The organism is Asanoa ishikariensis (assembly GCF_900107455.1).
GTDB lineage: Bacteria > Actinomycetota > Actinomycetes > Mycobacteriales > Micromonosporaceae > Asanoa > Asanoa ishikariensis.
The window spans coordinates 20,531-37,039 of record NZ_FNQB01000006.1 but is presented as its reverse complement, the minus strand read 5'-3'; the positions used below and the strand labels follow the sequence as shown (position 1 = coordinate 37,039).

Here is a 16,509-nt window from a genome sequence, read left to right as displayed (position 1 = left end):
GCACCGTGGCACAGGGCACAGTCAAGTGGTTCAACAGTGAAAAGGGCTACGGTTTCATCGCGGTCGATGGAGGGCAGGACGTCTTCGTCCACTTCTCCGCGATCCAGATGGACGGCTACAAGTCGCTAGACGACGGCCAGCGCGTCGAGTTCGAGGTCGCGCAGGGGCAGAAGGGCCCGCAGGCGGAGCAGGTCCGCCTAATTTGAAGCGAAGTCCAGCCGGGCGACGCACCCGGGTTCGTGACGAGCTAGCGCCGATCCCATGAACGGGGTCGGCGCTTCTTTGGCTTTGCGGTCGGCCGAATTGCTGCATGATGCATTGGATCTTGCCATCTATTCGCGACTTTGCCCATTGCGGACAGGGGCACCTTTCAACAATTGACAGGTCACTAAACGCCCGGGTACGCCCTGCCCGTCAACGGTGATCATCAAGCTCCGGCGGGAGGCCTGGCGCGGTGCCCCGGGCGGCCGACTTCGCTTGCACTCGCCTGGTCCGAGTGCTAAACAGGTCATTGGCACTCACCAACCGTGAGTGCCAATGGTCGGGGCGGTGGGGCCACCGTCGAGCCCTAAGGAGACGGGTTCGGCAAGGGGCCAGTCGTCGCGGGCTTTCCGGCCCGGCCGGCGGACGTCACTGTCGCCAGGTAGTGACGTCCGAAGGTGCGTAAAGCAGGCGGTTCTCCGTGGCCGACCAGGCCGTGGCAACCGCGAGTGTCCAGGAGGACAACGCCGTATGGCCAAGATCATTGCGTTCGACGAGGAGGCGCGCCGCGGCCTCGAGCGGGGAATGAACATCCTCGCCGACGCCGTCAAGGTGACGCTGGGCCCCAAGGGCCGCAACGTCGTGCTCGAGAAGAAGTGGGGCGCGCCCACCATCACCAACGATGGTGTGAGCATCGCCAAGGAGATCGAGCTCGAGGACCCGTACGAGAAGATCGGGGCCGAGCTGGTCAAGGAGGTCGCCAAGAAGACCGACGACGTTGCCGGTGACGGCACGACGACGGCGACCGTCCTGGCCCAGGCTCTGGTTCGCGAGGGCCTCCGCAACGTCGCCGCCGGCGCCAACCCGATGGCCCTGAAGCGGGGCATCGAGGCCGCCGTCGCGCGCGTCGCGGAGGAGCTGGCCAAGATCGCCAAGGACGTCGAGACGAAGGAGCAGATCGCCTCCACCGCCTCGATCTCCGCCGGTGACACCAGCGTCGGCGAGATCATCGCCGAGGCGATGGACAAGGTCGGCAAGGAAGGTGTCATCACCGTCGAGGAGAGCAACACCTTCGGCCTCGAGCTTGAGCTCACCGAGGGCATGCGCTTCGACAAGGGCTACATCGCGCCCTACTTCTGGACCGACCCGGAGCGTATGGAGGCCGTCCTCGACGACCCGTACATCCTGATCGTCAACAGCAAGATCGCGTCGGTCAAGGACCTGCTCCCGATCCTCGAGAAGGTCATGCAGGGCGGCAAGCCGCTGCTGGTCATCGCCGAGGACGTCGAGGGCGAGGCCCTGGCCACCCTGATCGTCAACAAGGTCCGTGGCACCTTCAAGTCCGTCGCCGTCAAGGCTCCGGGCTTCGGTGACCGCCGCAAGGCCATGCTGACCGACATCGCGATCCTCACCGGCGGCCAGGTCGTCAGCGAGGAGTTGGGCCTCAAGCTCGAGGCCGTCGGCGTCGACATGCTGGGCCACGCTCGCAAGATCGTCGTGACCAAGGACGAGACCACCATCGTCGACGGTGGTGGCGACCAGGACCAGATCCAGGGTCGGGTCAACCAGATCCGCGCTGAGATCGACAAGAGCGACTCCGACTACGACCGCGAGAAGCTGCAGGAGCGCCTGGCCAAGCTGGCCGGCGGTGTTGCGGTCATCAAGGTCGGCGCGGCCACCGAGGTCGAGCTCAAGGAGCGCAAGCACCGCATCGAAGACGCGGTCCGCAACGCGAAGGCCGCTGTCGAAGAGGGCATCGTCCCCGGTGGTGGCGTCGCGCTGGTTCAGGCCGGCAAGACCGCCTTCGACAAGCTCGACCTGGTTGGCGACGAGGCGACCGGCGCGACGATCGTGAAGATCGCGCTCGACGCCCCGCTGCGCCAGATCGCCGTCAACGCCGGCCTCGAGGGTGGCGTCGTCGTGGAGAAGGTCCGCAACCTGGAGACCAACCACGGCCTCAACGCCGCGACCGGTGACTACGTCGACCTGATCAAGGCCGGCATCATCGACCCGGCCAAGGTCACCCGTTCGGCGCTGCAGAACGCGGCGTCGATCGCGGCCCTGTTCCTCACCACCGAGGCTGTGGTGGCGGACAAGCCGGAGAAGGACAAGGCCCCGGCTGCGCCGGGCGGCGGGGACATGGACTTCTAAGTCCCGCTTAGCAACAACCCAAAGGGCGGTCCGCGCGAGCGGGCCGCCCTTTCGGCTGTCCGCAGGCTTTGCTCTGCACCCATATACGCACCGCAGCTCAGCGGGGGTGTTGCGGATGTGGGTGCAGAGCAAAGCCTGCGCTAGCGGCGCTGGTTGCGGCGTTTGTCCGCGCGGCTCGTCGTGTTGCGGGGTGGCCCTGGAGCGGGAAGGTCGCTGGGCAGCAACAGATCGTCTTCGACGGCCGGTGGCGGGTCGCCGGCCGGAGGAAGGTCACCAGAGGGTTCCGATGCCGTCGGCTCGTCCTCGAGGCTCATTCCGGCACGGTAGGAGCTAACAAGCCGCTCCGCTGGGTTTCGCGACACAATGCACCGCGCGGGCTACAGCTGCCGTCGGTAGAGGAAGAAGACCCGCTCGATGCGCGCGCCTGAGTTGGTCGAGTAGAACGGCACCGGGCCGACCCAGCCGATCTGGGCGGACGACAGCCCTGCCGCGTGCTGCTCACGCAGGCACCGCCGCAGCAGCACACCTCCGACACCCAGCCCGCGCGCGGCGGCAGCCGTGCCCATCGGCCCGAAGTACGACGGCCGGGACGAACCCCAGCAGGCGAACCCGAGCACGGCGCCGTCCCGCACCGCGTAGTGGATCCCCGCCGACGCCGCCACCTCGGCGCCCCAGCCGGGACCGAACTCCGCGGCGGCGAACTCCGCCAGCCCCGGCACGTCGGCCGGCACCGCGCGGCGCACCGCCACTCCGGCCTCCGCCAGTCGGGCCTCCGCCGAGGCCGTCGGCGCCAGCGCGGGCGAACCCGGCGTCAGGTCCGCCGTCATGTTCCACGCGATGTCGGACCGCGAATACCCGGACGCCTCCGCCAGGCACACCGCCGCCGTGTAGCGCACGTCGATCCCCGGCCACGCGTACACGGGTGCGTTGCCGACCAGCGCGATCGAGGAAGCGCCGAACCCGCGAAGCGCCTCCTCGGCCCGGCCCAGCAGCGCCCGCCCGATGCCGTGCCGCCGATGATCCGGATGCACCGCGATCAGGTCGACGTGCCCGACCGTCGCGTCGTTGTAACCGGTCGAGCCCAGCACCGCGCCGACGACGGCGGAGCCCAGCAGGGCGACCCAGCCGGTGATCTGGCGTTCGCCGGCGCCGGGTGTGCGCAGCCGGTCGACGATCTGGTCCGCCTCGAGAGAGTCGGACGGCAGGTCCAGCGCCACCCGGCAGAGCGCGGCGACGTCGGCTACGCGTTCGGGGGTCAGCTCGGCGAGCTCGTACGCATGATCCACGAGCGGGAGGCTACCTGGCCGCGCGCACGGCCGCTGCCGCGTCGACCAGGCCGCCGGCCTGGGAGGGGCACGACCGCTCGCCAGGAGCCGGCGACCCGGCGGTACCGAGCAACAGTGAACGGGTCCGCGCGACGTCGCCGATCAGAGCGGGGTTGGCCGACCACAGCAGCGCGACCACGCCGGCGACGTGCGGCGCGGCCATCGAGGTGCCGGTCAGCGCGCCGTATCGGCCACCGGGCAGCGCGGACACCACGTCGACGCCGGGCGCGACCACGTCCGGCTTGTCGACGCCGCCGGGTGCCGGCCCGCGGCTGGACGACGGGGCCAGCGTGCCCGCGGAGTCGACCCCGCCCACCGTCAGCACCGAGGGGTAGGTGGCGGGTGGGTCGGCCACCGAACCGCAGAAAGGCCCGGTGTTGCCGGCCGCCACGACCACGAACACGCCGGCGGCGGACAACGCGGCGAGCGCCGGCTCCAACGATCGCCGGTCGCAGCCCTCGACCGATGGACAACCCCAGGAGTTGGTCAGCACCTGCGGCGCCCGCCCGGGCCGTCCGGCGGTGAACGGGTCGCCGCCGGCCGGGAACGGCGCCAGCATGAACTGGAGGCAGTCCAGGTAGTGGGCCGGGTTGCCCATGTTGCGGGCCAGGTTGACGCAGCCGACCCACTGCGCGCCCGGCGCCACCCCGATGCCGTCGCGCCCGACCGCGCTGCCGAGCGTGTGCGTGCCGTGCACGCCGGTGTCGGTCGGCACGGAGGTGTTGGACCAAGGGTCGAACCACGAGTCGTCGCCGCCCCGGAAGCCGGGCGCCAGCGCCGGATGCGTGCCGTCGACCCCCGAGTCGGAGCTTCCGATCACGATGCCCTGCCCGGTCGCACCCGTGGCCCAGGCGGCCGGCGCACCGATCTGGGTGAGGTTCCACTGCGGCCCGGTCGGCGCGGGCACGCCGGCAGTGCTCAGGGCCAGCGCCCGCGCGGGCAGCGGGCGCAGCCGCTGGTCGAGCAACACCCGGTCGACGTCGGAGCGACGGGACAACAGCGCCCGCAACCCCGGACCGCCGCCGTGCACCTCGATCCCGTTGACCAGGTAGTACGGCGTATAGGACAAACGCCACCGGGAGAGGTCGCCGCGCAGGTCGGCCTGGGTGCGGTCGGCGTGCGCGACCAGCCGGCGGTAGACCTCGGTCGTGCGAGCGGTCAGTGCGGCCTGACCGGTGCCGCCCGGCAATCCGGACAGGTCGGCCTGGCTGGAGAGCACGACGAACAGCCGCTCACCGGCGAAACCGGGTTGCCCTGGCCCGAAATAGACCGCGGCGCCGCCCAGCACAAGCAGACCCGCCAGCCCGGCAGCGACCCCGCGCCTAAGACGAAGACGCGGCAGTCCAAAACCCAGCGCCAGCAGCACCCCGGCGAAGAGCGCGCAAACGGCGGCGACAAAGGCCCAGAACGGCACGTCGCGCCCGAGCAGCAGCACCGAGACCTCTTCGGGATCGGTGAACGCCAGCGGACCGACCACACCGAACCCGACCAGCCAGGCAACGGCAGAACCGCCCGAGGGCCGCAGCGCCGCGAGCGCCATCCCGACCATCGGCAGGCCGAGCAGCACCAGCAGGTGTGGGCCGCTCTGCCCGACTCCGGCGCCGAGCAGCGCCAGCGCGACGCCCGCCCGAGGTCCGCCGACCCAGATCGTCCGGGCCCGACTCCAACCGGCCATCGGTGCCCAGAACGCCGGACCGAGCACCGCTGCCGCGAGCCACCCCACACATGCCGCGGCGACCACGGCGAGCACGGTCTCCAGCACCCCGCCGAGCGCGCCCAGCCACAACCAGGGGAGCAGCAACAGGACCCCGCCGGCCGCGGCGAGTGGCGGTGGCCACAGGCGGGCGGGCCGGCCGACCACCAGCGCACCGACCGCGGCCAGCGCAGCCAGGACGGCCAGGTAGAGCTCGTGCTGGGCCAGCGGAACGGCGCGCGCCGAGGTCAGCACGGCAAGCACCACGGCGGCGGTGAACCAGGCCCGGCCGGTGGCCCGAAGCGCCGGACCGGTCGCCAGCACGCCCGTGAGCAGGGCCGGCACGCAGATCACCAGGAAACCCAGCAGGCCGACAGCGGGCCACCGCCAGCCCGGGAGCGACACGGCGGTCAGGAGCGCGAACTGGTCGGCCAGGTAGCCCAGGCTCTGGCTGACCACGGTGCCCAGGACGACCCAACAGCCGGCCATGATCGCCGCGACCACACCGAGCCAGCGCGGCGGCGCGGGCCGTTGCGCGACCGCCGGAAAGACCATGGGCGCCAGCATAGGGTCGGCCGGGGTTACCGTGGAGCCGTGCGTGACCCCGCGATATCCCGTTTCGCCGCCAGCCACCTCTCCGCGACCCGGCGAGCCGACGACCTGCGCCGACTGCGCAGCGAGCGGTTCGACGTGCTGGTCGTCGGCGGTGGCGTGACCGGCGCCGGCGCCGCTCTGGACGCCGCGTCCCGTGGCCTCAAGGTCGCCCTCATCGAGGCTCGCGACTACGCCGCCGGCACCTCGAGCCGGTCGAGCAAGCTCATCCACGGCGGCCTGCGCTACCTGGAGCAGCTCGAGTTCCACCTGGTGCACGAGGCGCTCACCGAGCGTGGCCTGCTCGCCACCCGGCTCGCGCCGCACCTGGTGCGCCCGGTGCCGATCCTGGTGCCGCTCCAGGCGGGTGGCCTGCCCGGGCGGGCCTTCCGGCGGGGCTACTACGGCATGGGCGTCGCGGCGTACGACGTGTTCGCGGGCGTCTTCGGGCACGGCCGGGGCATGCCGCTGCACAAGCACCTGACCCGCGAGGGCGCCCGGCGGCTGTTCCCGAGCCTCCGGGGAGACGTGACCACCGGCGCCATCCGCTACTTCGACGGCCAGGTCGACGACGCCCGGCTGGTCGTCACGCTCGCCCGCACCGCCGCCAGCATGGGCGCCTCGATGGTGACCAGTGCCCGCGCGGTCGGCTTCCTGCGCCAGGCCCGCGAGGTGGTCGGCGTCCGGGTCCGGGACATGGAGGCGCGACCCGGAGACCCCGACGCCGAGTTCGAGGTACGCGCCCGCACGGTGATCGCCGCCACGGGCGTGTGGAGCGACGACATGTCGCGGATGCTCGGCGACGTCGGCGTCCGCCCCGGTTTCCGGGTGAGGGCGTCCAAGGGCGTGCACCTGGTGGTCCCGCGCAGCGCGATCACCGGCGAGGCGGGCCTGATCCTGCGCACGCCGACCTCGGTGCTCTTCGTGATCCCGTGGGGCGGTCACTGGATCATCGGCACGACCGACACCGACTGGGAGCTCGACCGGTCCCACCCGGCCGCGTCGGCCCGCGACATCCAGTACATCCTCGACCAGGTCAACCCCTGGTTGGCCCGGCCGCTGTCGACCGAGGACATCGAGGGCGTGTACGCCGGCCTGCGCCCGCTGCTGTCCGGCGAGGCCGACGCCACCTCGAAGCTGTCCCGCGAACACGCGGTGATCGAGCCGATGCTGGGCCTGCTGCTGGTCGCCGGCGGCAAGTACACGACGTACCGGGTGATGGCCGCCGACGTGGTGGACCGCGCGGTCCGGCGCCTCGGCGGCGGTCAACGGTCGACCACCGCCGAACTGCCACTGCTCGGCGCCGACGGCTTCGCGGCCACCTGGCGTGACCGGGCCGACCTGGCCCGGCGCCGGGGCGTGCCGGCCGGCGTGATCGAGCACCTGCTGGAGCGCTACGGCACGTTGACCGGCGAGCTGCTCGCGCTGGTCGAGGCCGACCCGACGCTGGCGGCGCCATTGGCCGGCGCCCCGGAATACCTGGCGGCCGAGGTGGCCTACGCGGCGTACGCGGAAGGCGCACTGCACCTCGACGACGTGCTCACCCGGCGCACTCGGATCTCGTTCGAGACCACGCACCGCGGCAGCGAGTCGGCGCGGCACGCGGCCGAGGTGATGGGCGGGGTGCTCGGCTGGGACCAGGCGGTTCGTGCTCGCGAGGTCGAGCACTACCTCGCCCGGGTCGAGGCCGAGCGCGAGTCCCAGCGGATGCCCGACGACGCCACCGCCGACGCGGCCCGGATGGGCGCGGCCGACGTCCGCGGCCTGGCCGCCGACCGGGGCCTGGAGATACCGACCAGCGCAGCGCTCTAGACCACCTTGCCCGGGTTCAGCAGCCCGGTCGGGTCGAGGGCGGCCTTGATGGCCCGGTGCACGGCGATGCCGACCGGGCCGATCTCCTGCGCCAGCCAGTCCTTCTTCAGCAGGCCGACGCCGTGCTCGCCGGTGCAGGTGCCGCCCAGGCCGAGGCCGAGCCGCATGATCTCGTCGAAGGCTCCCCGGCCGCGGGCGACCGAGTCCGGGTCGAGCCGGTCGACGACGATGTTGGGGTGCAGGTTGCCGTCGCCGGCGTGACCGACGACGCCGATCGGCAGCGCGTACTCGGCGGCGATCTTCTCGATGCCGTCGAGCATCGCGGCCAGCGCGGTCCGGGGCACGGCGATGTCGTCGACGATGATCCCGCCGCTGCCCTCCGGGTACGTGTCGGCGGCGAACTTCTCCATCGCCGGGTGTGCCAGCCGGCGGGCCCGCAGGAGCTCGGCCGCCTCGACCTCGTCCGTCGCGGCGAACACCTCCAGCGCGCCGGCCGCCGCGCAGACCGCCTCGAGCTCGGCCAGGTCCTGGGCCGCCCGGCTCCCGGTGTCGACGGCGGCCAGCAGCAGCGCCCGGGCGTCGGTGCGCAGGCCCATCGGCCGCAGCGCCTCGATCGCCTTCAGGTGGGTCTGGTCAAGCAGCTCCAGCAGGCTCGGCGCGAAGCCGCCGGAGGAGATGGCGGCGACGGCGGCACCGGCCGCGGCGGTGGTCGGGAAGAGCGCGATCAACGTCAGGGAGGTGTCGGCCGCCGGGCGCAGCCCCACCACGACCTCCGTGATCACTCCGAGGGTGCCCTCCGAGCCGACGAACAGCTTGGTCAGGTCATAACCGGCGACACCCTTGGCGGTACGCCGGCCCGTGCGCAGGACCTCGCCGGAGGCCAGCACGACCTCGAGGCCCAGCACGTACTCGGCGGTGACGCCGTATTTCACGCAACACATGCCGCCCGCGTTGGTGGCCACGTTGCCGCCGATCGTCGACGACTCCCAGGAGCCCGGGTCCGGCGGGTAGCGCAGGCCCTCGGCGGCGACGGCGGCGGCCAGCGCGGCGTTGACGACACCGGGCTGCACCACGGCGTACCGGTTGACCGGGTCGATCTCGACGATCCGGTCCATCGCCACCGTGGAGAGCACGACCGCGCCGTCGATCGCGTTGGCGGCTCCGGCCAGGCCGGTGCGGGCGCCCTGCGGCACGACCGGCACACCGGCCTCGGCGGCCACCTTGACCACCGCGACCACCTCGGCGGTGCTCCGGGGCCGGACCACCACGGCCGGCATCCCGTACGGCACCAGATCGGCCTCGTCGCGCTGGTGCACCCGGAGCAGATCGGGGTCGGTCAGCACAGCGCCGTCGGGCAGCACCGCACTCAACCGCGTCACGAGGTCAGCCATACCCGCGACGTTAGCCTTCTCTCGTGGTCTATCTCGATCCGCCCGCGTGGCCCCACCGTGGGCGACTCTGGTCACACCTGGTCAGCGACGTCTCGTACGCCGAACTGCACGTCTTCGCCGAGATGCTCGGCTCGCCGCCGCGGGCGTTCGACCGCGACCACTACGACCTGCCGGCCAACCGGTTCGCGATGGCGGTCTGGCTGGGCGCGACGGTGGTGCCGAGCCGGGAGATCGCGCGGGTGCTGCGGGACGCCGGCCTGCGGCGCCCCAAGCACCTCAATGGTCCAGGGCGCCCAGCTCACGGATGAGGTTGGCGCGGGCCGGCTCGGTCCAGCGCTCCGCCAGGTCAGGGTCGCGGTAGAGCGCGGGTAGCTCCAGCAGCCGGCGCAGGATCGCCGCCCGGCCGGCGCGGAACTCGGCGTCGGGCACGAACTCGTACTCGCTCCGGACGGCCGCGGCGTACGCGTCGTAGGCCGCCGGGTGGCTGGCCAGCACGGCCAGGTCCGCGTCGCAGAGCAGCGCGCCGTCGGCGTCACCGACCTGCACCGCGTGGCCGGCGGTGAGCAGCACGAGTCGGCGTACCGCGTCGATCGCGGGGGTGGGCACGCCCAGGCTGACCAGCGAGACCACCGCTAGCTCGGCGGAGGCCCGCTCGTTGCCGTCACCGGGCGTGTGCGGGTCGTATACGGCGTCGTGGAACCACGCGGCCAGGCGCACCAGGTCGGGCTGCTCGGCCCGGTCGGCCTCCTCGTCCACGATGGAGAGCACGGTCGCCAGGTGCTCCAGCGTGTGATAGTGCCGGTGCGGCTCGGCCCAGCGGGCCAACAGCGCGGAGCCCTCGGCGTCGACGGCATGGTCGTCGGCGGTCGCGCCGGCGCCCCGGGCGGCGGACCGCCAGGCACTCGCAAGATCCCTCACCCGACCATTCTCGCTCGTGATCGACGGCCGCGTGGGCAGCGTCGCTACGCTGTCTCCATGACGGCGCCCATGATCACGCCCGTGGCCGGGCCCGTGAAGCGCGGTGGCCGCGGCTGGCGGGTCGGCGTGCTGTTCGGCGTGATCGGCTTCATCGCCCTCTGCGCCATCGCCATGTCGATCGTGCTGGGCTGGAACATCGGCGTCCAGGCCACCGTGATCGGGCTGGCCGCGGCGATCCTGCCCGTGCCCGTGCTGGTGGCCTGCTTCCTCTGGCTCGACCGCTACGAGCCCGAGCCGGCCCTGCTGCTCGCCGTCGCGTTCGCCTGGGGCGCGTTCGTCGCGACCCTGGCCTCCTACGGCGTCAACACCGGAGCGGTGCACCTGTTCGCCGCGCTCGACCTGCCCGACAGCCTGGTCGCCGTGCTGGTGGCGCCGTTCATCGAAGAGACGATGAAGGCCCTCGGCCCGCTGCTGATCCTGGTGCTGTTCCGGCGGGAGTTCTCCGGCATCACTGACGGCATCGTCTACTGCGGGCTGTCCGCGGTCGGCTTCGCGATGGTGGAGAACATCCTCTACCTCGGCGGCCACGGCTACGCCGCGGGCGCGGAGCAGTACGGCCCGGCGTCCGGCGCGCAGTTGCTGATCCTGACCTTCATCGTCCGGATCTTCCTGAGCGGCTTCGCCCACCCGCTGTTCACCGCGATGACCGGCATCGGGCTGGGCATCGCGGCGCGCTCCGCCGACCGCTGGGTGCGCATCTGCGCCCCGCTGGCCGGCCTGTTGGTCGCGATGATGCTGCACGGCACCTGGAACCTGGTGCCGACGCTGGCCCAGGCCACCGGCGAGGGCCTGATCCTGCTGTACGGCTACATCGCGGTGATGGTGCCGGTGTTCTTCGCCGTGGTCGGCCTGACCATCTGGCTGCGCGGCTGGGAGGGTCGGCTCACCGAGCGGGCGCTGCCCGGCTACGTGCGGGCCGGCTGGCTCAGCCCACCCGAGGTGGCCGCACTCGGCTCGCTGGCCCGCCGGCACTCGGCCCGGCAGTGGGCCCGCCGGGTGGCCGGCCCACCCGGGCTCAAGGCGATGCGCGAGTTCCAGTTCGCCGCGACCCGGCTCGCGCTGCTGCGCGACGGGCTGGACCGCGGCCTCGACAGCCGCCCCGCCGACCTGGCCCGCGCCGCCGAGGACGAGCAGCGGCTGCTGGCCGAGATCTCGGCGCACCGCCAGGCGTTCGTCGGTCGTGACCCGCAGGTGCCGCCGGCCATCTGGGACGGCGCCGGCTACCAGGTGATGTTCCCGGACGGGGTCCAGCGACCGCTGCCCGCGCCGGAGGACCCGGTGGTGCCGATCCCGGTGGTGCTGGCGCCGCCGGTGCCGTATTACGGGCCGCCTTACTGGGGTCCGACCTACAGGTAAAGCCCGGTGGAGCCGTCCTCCACCCGCTGTGCGGCCACGGCGTGCACGTCGCGCTCGCGGAGCAGCACGTATTCGCGGCCCTGCAACTCGACCTCGGAGCGGTCCTCGGGGTCGAAGAGCACCCGGTCGCCGATCACGATCGAGCGCACGTGCGGGCCGACGCCCACCGCCGTCGCCCATGCCAGCCGCCGGCCCATGGACGCGGTGGCCGGAATCACGATGCCGGCAGTCGAACGGCGCTCGCCCTCGGCACCGTCAAGCTTGACGAGCACGCGGTCGTGGAGCATCCGGATGGGCAGCTTCTCGGTGTCAGAGTCGGCCATCACGCGGGGAACGGTACCGCGCGGCCGGACCGCACCGACCCGCAGGGCAAATCACGGTGCGATGGGCCAAAGGCGGGCTCGCGTTCCCGCTACGGTGGGAGGGCGATTCACGAGTCAGGGGGAGTCTTGGGTCGTTTTCAGCAGGTCAGGGCGAGCGTGGCGCGCGCTTACCAGGTCGGCCGCGAGTCGGTGCGGGCCGCCCGGACCCGGGAGCTGACCAGCGGCGGCGGTGAGCACTTCCAGCCGGTCGCGCCCGAGGCCGAGCCACCACCGGCGCCCGTGACGGTGCCGCATCCCTCGACGACCAGCCGCGACGACGCCGACGTGCCCTACAGCCTGCGCATCTCGGCGGCCTGGTCCTGGCGGCTGCTGTTGCTGGCGATCGCGGTCTACGGCGTGGTCCGGGTGATCGGGATCCTGCGCTTCGTGGTCATCCCGCTGGCGATCGCGCTGCTGCTGACCGCGTTCCTCTCACCGGCCGTCGGCTGGCTGCTGCGGGCCCGGCTGCACCGCACCCTCGCCGTGGTCGTGGTGATGATCTGCGGCCTGGCGGCGGTGGCCGGCACGCTGACGCTGGTGGTCAACGAGTTCGTCTCCGGAGCGCCGCAGTTGGGCAATGACGCCGCCAAGGGCGTCCGGCAGATCCAGAACTGGCTCCAGACCGGCCCGCTGCACCTGAGCGACGCGCAGATCACCCGATACATCGACGAGGCCCAGTCGTGGATCACCGACAACTCGTCGCGGTTCACCAGCGGCGCACTCGCGACGGCGGCGACGGTGGCCGAGATCGTGACCGGCGCGCTGCTGGTGCTCTTCTCGACGTTCTTCTTCCTCCGCGACGGCCGCAAGATCTGGCGCTTCATCGTGCGACTGTTCCCGCTCGGCGCCCGCTGGCGAATCGACGACGCCGGCCAGGCGTCGTGGTCAGCGCTGGGCAACTACGTGCGGGCGACGGTGCTGGTGGCGTTCATCGACGCGGTGGGCATCGGCGTCGCCCTGGTGATCTGCCGGATCCCGTTCTCGTTCGCCCTGGCCGCCCTGGTCTTCCTGGGCGCCTTCATCCCGATCGTCGGCGCCACCCTCTCCGGCGCGGTAGCGGTGCTGGTAGCCCTGGTAGCCCAGGGCCCAATCGTCGCCCTGATCATCCTGGGCGCGGTGATCGGCGTGCAGCAACTCGAAGGCCACGTGCTGCAACCACTGATCATGGGCCGCGCGGTGGCCCTCCACCCACTGGCGGTGATCGTCAGCATCGCCTCCGGCGTGGTCCTCGCGGGGATCGTGGGCGCGCTGATCGCGGTGCCACTGATCGCCGTCCTCAACGCAGCCGTCCGCCGCCTCAACAAACGCCGGCCGCCAAGCATCCCACCAGGCATGGAAGTCGTCAGCACAAAGGGATGAAAGTGGCTCCGGTCCGCCGTGGCGTTGCCAGGTCCGCGATCAGCACTCTAGGAGCCGACGCAGCGAGGCCTCGTCTCCGCTGACGATGGCCTCGCCGGTGGCGAGCGCGTCGGCCAGCGATGAAGTGCCACTCAGCAGAGCGTTGAGCGTCGCCGGATCTGTGCGCAGCGAGGCCTCAGCGCGCATCGGTTCGCCTGGGCTCACAGTGACCGCCCCGGCTCGGGAGGCGATTGTCCAGACCCGGTCATCGAGCTCGAAACGATAGGTGCCCGGCGCGACCGCGCGCCGGGACTCGCGCAGGAACAACAGCACCGAGGTCGCGCTGAGCTGCGCCGGGGCCGCAGGCATCGGAAAGCGCAGGCCCCAGGCGCCGAGGGCCAGCACGATCGGCTCGAGTTCGCGCCCGACCTCGGCCAGTTCGTAGACCACCGAGGCCGTCGGCGGCGGAAGGCGGCGCTGGCGCACCACGTCGCGGCTCGCCAGCTCGCGCAGCCGGTCAGTGAGCATGTTCGAGCTGGCGCCGGGCAGGGCCCGGCGAAGGTCGGAGAAGCGTTGCGGCCCCAGCAGCAGCTCCCGGACGACCAACAGCGCCCACCGCTCGCCGACGACGTCCAGCGCACGGGCGATGCCGCAGGCGTCCCCATAGGTGCGACTCGTAGGCATACGCCCTCCCAAGACGCATTTAAACACCACTTGGTTGTTCTTTACAACTAGACTAGGTTACGGTCTCCACATGGGACAGCCAGTGGTGCACTTCGAGATCATCGGGGCCGATGCGGAGCGGTTGCGTGGCTTCTACGGTGGTCTGTTCGGCTGGGGGTTCGACACCACCGGGCCGATCGCGGAATCCGTGTCCAGGCCGGGCGAATACGGATTCACCCAACCCGATACGGGCATCCCCGGCGGCGTCGGTGGCGGCGCCGGTCACCAGCCGCATGTGGTCTTCTACGTCGGCGTCCCCGACGTCGAGGCGGCGCTGCGCGAAGCCGAACGCCTCGGCGGAAGCCGCACGATGGGTCCCGAGCGGGCGCCAGGACGCGACCTCGTGGTCGCCCACCTCACCGACCCCGAGGGCAACCTGATCGGCCTGGCCGGGCCCGCGTAGCCGGCCTAAGCGGAGGCCGCCAACCGCTTCAACGCCCCGACGGCGACGTCCTGTTTTGTGGTGTACCAGAACGGGGGCAGGGAGTTGCGGAGGAAGGCGCCGTAGCCGCGGGCTGTTTCCAGGCGGGAGTCGAGGACCGCGACCACGCCCTTGTCGCCGTGTGAGCGGATCAGCCGGCCCGCGCCCTGGGCCAGCCGGATCGCGGCGATCGGCACGCTGACCGCGGCGAAGCCCGAGCCGCCGCTGGCGTCGACCGCCGCCGCGCGGGCCGCGGCCAGTGGCTCGTCGGGGCGGGGGAACGGAAGCCGGTCGATGACCACGAGCTGGCAGGCGTCGCCCGGGACGTCGACGCCCTGCCAGAGGGACATCACGCCGAACAGGCAGCTTGCCTTGTCCTCACGGAATCGGCGGACCAGCAGCGGCAGCGACTCGTCGCCCTGGAGCAGCACCGGCAGGTCGGTGCGGGCGCGGACGAGCTCGGCCGCCTGCTGCGCGGCGCGGCGCGAGGAGAACAGCCCGAGCGTGCGGCCGCCGAGCGACTCGACCAGGGTGATCAGCTCTTCGCCGGCCTGTGCGGGCAGGCCGGAGGCGGCCGGCCGGGGCAGGTGGGCGGCGACGTAGAGGATGCCCTGCTTGGCGTATTCGAACGGCGAACCGACGTCGAGCGAGCGCCACCCGGGCCCGCCGATCTCGGCGACCTCGCCGGCCGTGGTCGACAGGTTGGGCGAGCGGGCCGCGGTCTTCGTGGCGGCGGCCGCGGCGGCCGGCGTGCGGGGCGCGGGCACCTGGCCGGGCAGGCCGAGCGCGCGGGCCACCGTGTCGAAGCGGCCGCCGAGGGCCAGCGTCGCCGAGGTGGCCACCACGGTGCGCTCGTCGTAGAGGTGGGTGGCCAGCGTGCCGGCCACCGAAAGCGGCGCCACCACCAGCGCTCGCCGCACCGAACCCGGGCGGTCGGGCTTCTCCACCCAGGCCACGTCGTGGTCGGCCTCTTCGAGCAACCGCTGCGCGGTCTTGGAGATGTCGCCGATCACCGCCTTGGCCTGCTGTTTGCGCACCGGGTCGGGATCGTCGGCCTTGATGTCGCCGATCTTCTCGAGGGCCCGCCGGGTGGCCGCGTCGAGCAGCGTGCAGGCCTCGCGCAGCGGGTCGGGCAGCCCGTCGACGATGCGCCCGGCGGGTGCTTCGGCGAGCCCGACGGCCAGCGCGTCGCCGGCCTCGAGCAGCGTCTCGGCCAGCTCCGGCTGGATCAGCGGCCGGGACCGGCGGGCGGCCCGGTCGACCAGCTCGGGGGTCAGCTCTTCCTGGGACGCCGACGAGACCCGGTCGGCCAGCTCGTGTGCCTCGTCGATGACCAGCAGCTTGTGCGGCGGCACGATGTGTCGCCCGGCGAGCATGTCGACGGCCAGCAGGCTGTGGTTGGTGATGACGACGTCGGCCTCGCGGGCCCGCGCCCGGGACGCCTCGGCGAAGCACTCGGTGCCGTAGGGGCAGCGCTGCGCGCCCACGCACTCGCGGGCCGGCATCGAGACCTGCTTCCACGCCTGGTCGTCGACGCCGGGGTCGAGCTCGTCGCGGTCACCGGTCGAGGTCTCCATCGCCCACTCCTGCAGGCGGAGGATCTGCTTGCCCAGCTTGCCGGCCTCGCCGAGCCACTTCACCGGGGCCGCGGCCGGCGGGGAGGCGGGCGCGTCGAACAGCGTGTCCTCGGGCTCCTCCTCGGCCGAGTTCTCCAGCCGGGCCAGGCAGAGGTAGTGGTGCCGTCCTTTGAGGACAGCGAAGGTGGGTCGCCGGCCGAGCACCGGCTCGACCGCGTCGGCGAGCCGGGGCAGGTCGTGGTCGACCAGTTGGGACTGGAGCGCCAGCGTCGCGGTCGAGATGACGACGGGGCCGTCGACAGTGAGCGCCGGCGCCAGATAGCCGAGCGACTTGCCGGTGCCCGTGCCGGCCTGCACGAGCAGGTGCTCACGGGCGGCCAGGCTCTCCGCGATCGCGTTCGTCATCTGCTGTTGGCCCGCGCGGGCCGCGCCGCCGGGAACCGATCCGACCGCGGCGGCGAGGAGCGCCTCGGCGGACGGACGGGTGCGCGCTGACGAGGTCACCGTGCGACGGTACCCGTACCCCCCGACGATCCTCGCCCGCGCCACGTGCCGTTAACCCGCCGACGCGAGAGTGGTTACCCACGAAT

15 protein-coding genes are annotated in these 16,509 nt (G+C 72.2%); 7 read left to right on the top strand and 8 right to left on the bottom strand.

From position 1 onward, the window contains the following. The first annotated feature begins 5 nt into the window (after nucleotides 1-5). Nucleotides 6-206 carry a cold-shock protein gene (locus BLV39_RS39650; protein ID WP_089253617.1) on the top strand — a complete coding sequence of 67 codons (201 nt, stop codon included), beginning with the start codon at nucleotides 6-8 and terminating at the stop codon, nucleotides 204-206. Between the two features lie 526 nt (nucleotides 207-732). Beyond that, entirely contained in the window at nucleotides 733-2,352 is a 1,620-nt protein-coding gene (gene groL, locus BLV39_RS39645) for a chaperonin GroEL (RefSeq protein ID WP_090804221.1), read from the top strand. A 140-nt stretch (nucleotides 2,353-2,492) separates the two neighbouring features. Here groL and BLV39_RS43450 read toward each other — a convergent pair whose 3' ends face one another. From BLV39_RS43450 to BLV39_RS39635, 3 genes are all read right to left on the bottom strand, one after another. Next, complete coding sequence (locus tag BLV39_RS43450) at nucleotides 2,493-2,666, bottom strand: hypothetical protein (RefSeq protein ID WP_176985331.1); 174 nt, start codon at nucleotides 2,664-2,666, stop codon at nucleotides 2,493-2,495. Between the two features lie 63 nt (nucleotides 2,667-2,729). Further along, on the bottom strand, nucleotides 2,730-3,638 hold the full coding sequence (locus BLV39_RS39640; RefSeq protein ID WP_090804219.1) for a GNAT family N-acetyltransferase: 909 nt from the start codon (nucleotides 3,636-3,638) through the stop codon (nucleotides 2,730-2,732). A 10-nt stretch (nucleotides 3,639-3,648) separates the two neighbouring features. Next, the gene (locus tag BLV39_RS39635) at nucleotides 3,649-5,925 is read right to left on the bottom strand and encodes a S8 family serine peptidase (protein WP_090804670.1); all 2,277 of its coding nucleotides are present in this window, start codon (nucleotides 5,923-5,925) and stop codon (nucleotides 3,649-3,651) included. A gap of 54 nt (nucleotides 5,926-5,979) precedes the next feature. On the opposite strand from BLV39_RS39635, the gene BLV39_RS39630 reads away from it, so the two are divergent. Next, nucleotides 5,980-7,773, top strand: a complete 1,794-nt coding sequence (locus BLV39_RS39630; RefSeq protein WP_176985349.1) for a glycerol-3-phosphate dehydrogenase/oxidase — start codon at nucleotides 5,980-5,982, stop codon at nucleotides 7,771-7,773. Here the strand turns inward: BLV39_RS39630 and BLV39_RS39625 are convergent. Next, nucleotides 7,770-9,164: an FAD-binding oxidoreductase gene (locus BLV39_RS39625; RefSeq protein ID WP_090804215.1), complete on the bottom strand. Its 1,395-nt coding sequence runs from the start codon at nucleotides 9,162-9,164 to the stop codon at nucleotides 7,770-7,772. The genes BLV39_RS39630 and BLV39_RS39625 overlap by 4 nt on opposite strands. A 23-nt stretch (nucleotides 9,165-9,187) precedes the next feature. On the opposite strand from BLV39_RS39625, the gene BLV39_RS39620 reads away from it, so the two are divergent. Then, nucleotides 9,188-9,472 (top strand): DUF4031 domain-containing protein, encoded by a 285-nt coding sequence (locus BLV39_RS39620; RefSeq protein WP_090804213.1) that lies wholly within the window; start codon nucleotides 9,188-9,190, stop codon nucleotides 9,470-9,472. On the opposite strand, the gene BLV39_RS39615 is transcribed toward BLV39_RS39620, so the two are convergent. Beyond that, entirely contained in the window at nucleotides 9,441-10,082 is a 642-nt protein-coding gene (locus BLV39_RS39615) for an HD domain-containing protein (protein WP_090804211.1), read from the bottom strand. The two genes, BLV39_RS39620 and BLV39_RS39615, sit on opposite strands and share 32 nt — an antisense overlap. Before the next feature lie 57 nt (nucleotides 10,083-10,139). Between BLV39_RS39615 and BLV39_RS39610 the strand changes: the two genes are divergently transcribed. Beyond that, on the top strand, nucleotides 10,140-11,498 hold the full coding sequence (locus BLV39_RS39610; RefSeq protein ID WP_090804209.1) for a PrsW family intramembrane metalloprotease: 1,359 nt from the start codon (nucleotides 10,140-10,142) through the stop codon (nucleotides 11,496-11,498). Here BLV39_RS39610 and BLV39_RS39605 read toward each other — a convergent pair. Further along, nucleotides 11,489-11,821, bottom strand: a complete 333-nt coding sequence (locus tag BLV39_RS39605) for a GroES family chaperonin (RefSeq protein WP_090804207.1) — start codon at nucleotides 11,819-11,821, stop codon at nucleotides 11,489-11,491. The two genes, BLV39_RS39610 and BLV39_RS39605, sit on opposite strands and share 10 nt — an antisense overlap. 126 nt (nucleotides 11,822-11,947) lie before the next feature. Here BLV39_RS39605 and BLV39_RS39600 point away from each other — a divergent pair, with 126 nt between their 5' ends. Beyond that, nucleotides 11,948-13,219, top strand: a complete 1,272-nt coding sequence (locus BLV39_RS39600) for an AI-2E family transporter (protein ID WP_090804205.1) — start codon at nucleotides 11,948-11,950, stop codon at nucleotides 13,217-13,219. Between the two features lie 39 nt (nucleotides 13,220-13,258). On the opposite strand, the gene BLV39_RS39595 is transcribed toward BLV39_RS39600, so the two are convergent. Beyond that, nucleotides 13,259-13,882 (bottom strand): winged helix-turn-helix transcriptional regulator, encoded by a 624-nt coding sequence (locus tag BLV39_RS39595; RefSeq protein WP_090804203.1) that lies wholly within the window; start codon nucleotides 13,880-13,882, stop codon nucleotides 13,259-13,261. Nucleotides 13,883-13,952: 70 nt separating this feature from the next. Here BLV39_RS39595 and BLV39_RS39590 point away from each other — a divergent pair, with 70 nt between their 5' ends. Then, nucleotides 13,953-14,324 carry a VOC family protein gene (locus tag BLV39_RS39590; RefSeq protein WP_090804201.1) on the top strand — a complete coding sequence of 124 codons (372 nt, stop codon included), beginning with the start codon at nucleotides 13,953-13,955 and terminating at the stop codon, nucleotides 14,322-14,324. 5 nt (nucleotides 14,325-14,329) lie between these two features. Here BLV39_RS39590 and BLV39_RS39585 read toward each other — a convergent pair whose 3' ends face one another. After that, nucleotides 14,330-16,324, bottom strand: a complete 1,995-nt coding sequence (locus BLV39_RS39585; protein WP_090804668.1) for an ATP-dependent DNA helicase — start codon at nucleotides 16,322-16,324, stop codon at nucleotides 14,330-14,332. Between the last annotated feature and the right edge of the window lie 185 nt (nucleotides 16,325-16,509).

Coding starts and splice junctions, on each gene's coding strand:
- BLV39_RS39590 (WP_090804201.1), top strand. CDS start 13,953: ATGGGACAGCCAGTGGTGCACTTCGAGATCATCGGGGCCGATGCGGAG.
- BLV39_RS43450 (WP_176985331.1), bottom strand. CDS start 2,666: ATGAGCCTCGAGGACGAGCCGACGGCATCGGAACCCTCTGGTGACCTT.
- BLV39_RS39625 (WP_090804215.1), bottom strand. CDS start 9,164: ATGGCTGACCTCGTGACGCGGTTGAGTGCGGTGCTGCCCGACGGCGCT.
- groL (WP_090804221.1), top strand. CDS start 733: ATGGCCAAGATCATTGCGTTCGACGAGGAGGCGCGCCGCGGCCTCGAG.
- BLV39_RS39605 (WP_090804207.1), bottom strand. CDS start 11,821: ATGGCCGACTCTGACACCGAGAAGCTGCCCATCCGGATGCTCCACGAC.
- BLV39_RS39610 (WP_090804209.1), top strand. CDS start 10,140: ATGACGGCGCCCATGATCACGCCCGTGGCCGGGCCCGTGAAGCGCGGT.
- BLV39_RS39595 (WP_090804203.1), bottom strand. CDS start 13,882: ATGCCTACGAGTCGCACCTATGGGGACGCCTGCGGCATCGCCCGTGCG.
- BLV39_RS39585 (WP_090804668.1), bottom strand. CDS start 16,324: ATGACGAACGCGATCGCGGAGAGCCTGGCCGCCCGTGAGCACCTGCTC.
- BLV39_RS39635 (WP_090804670.1), bottom strand. CDS start 5,925: ATGGTCTTTCCGGCGGTCGCGCAACGGCCCGCGCCGCCGCGCTGGCTC.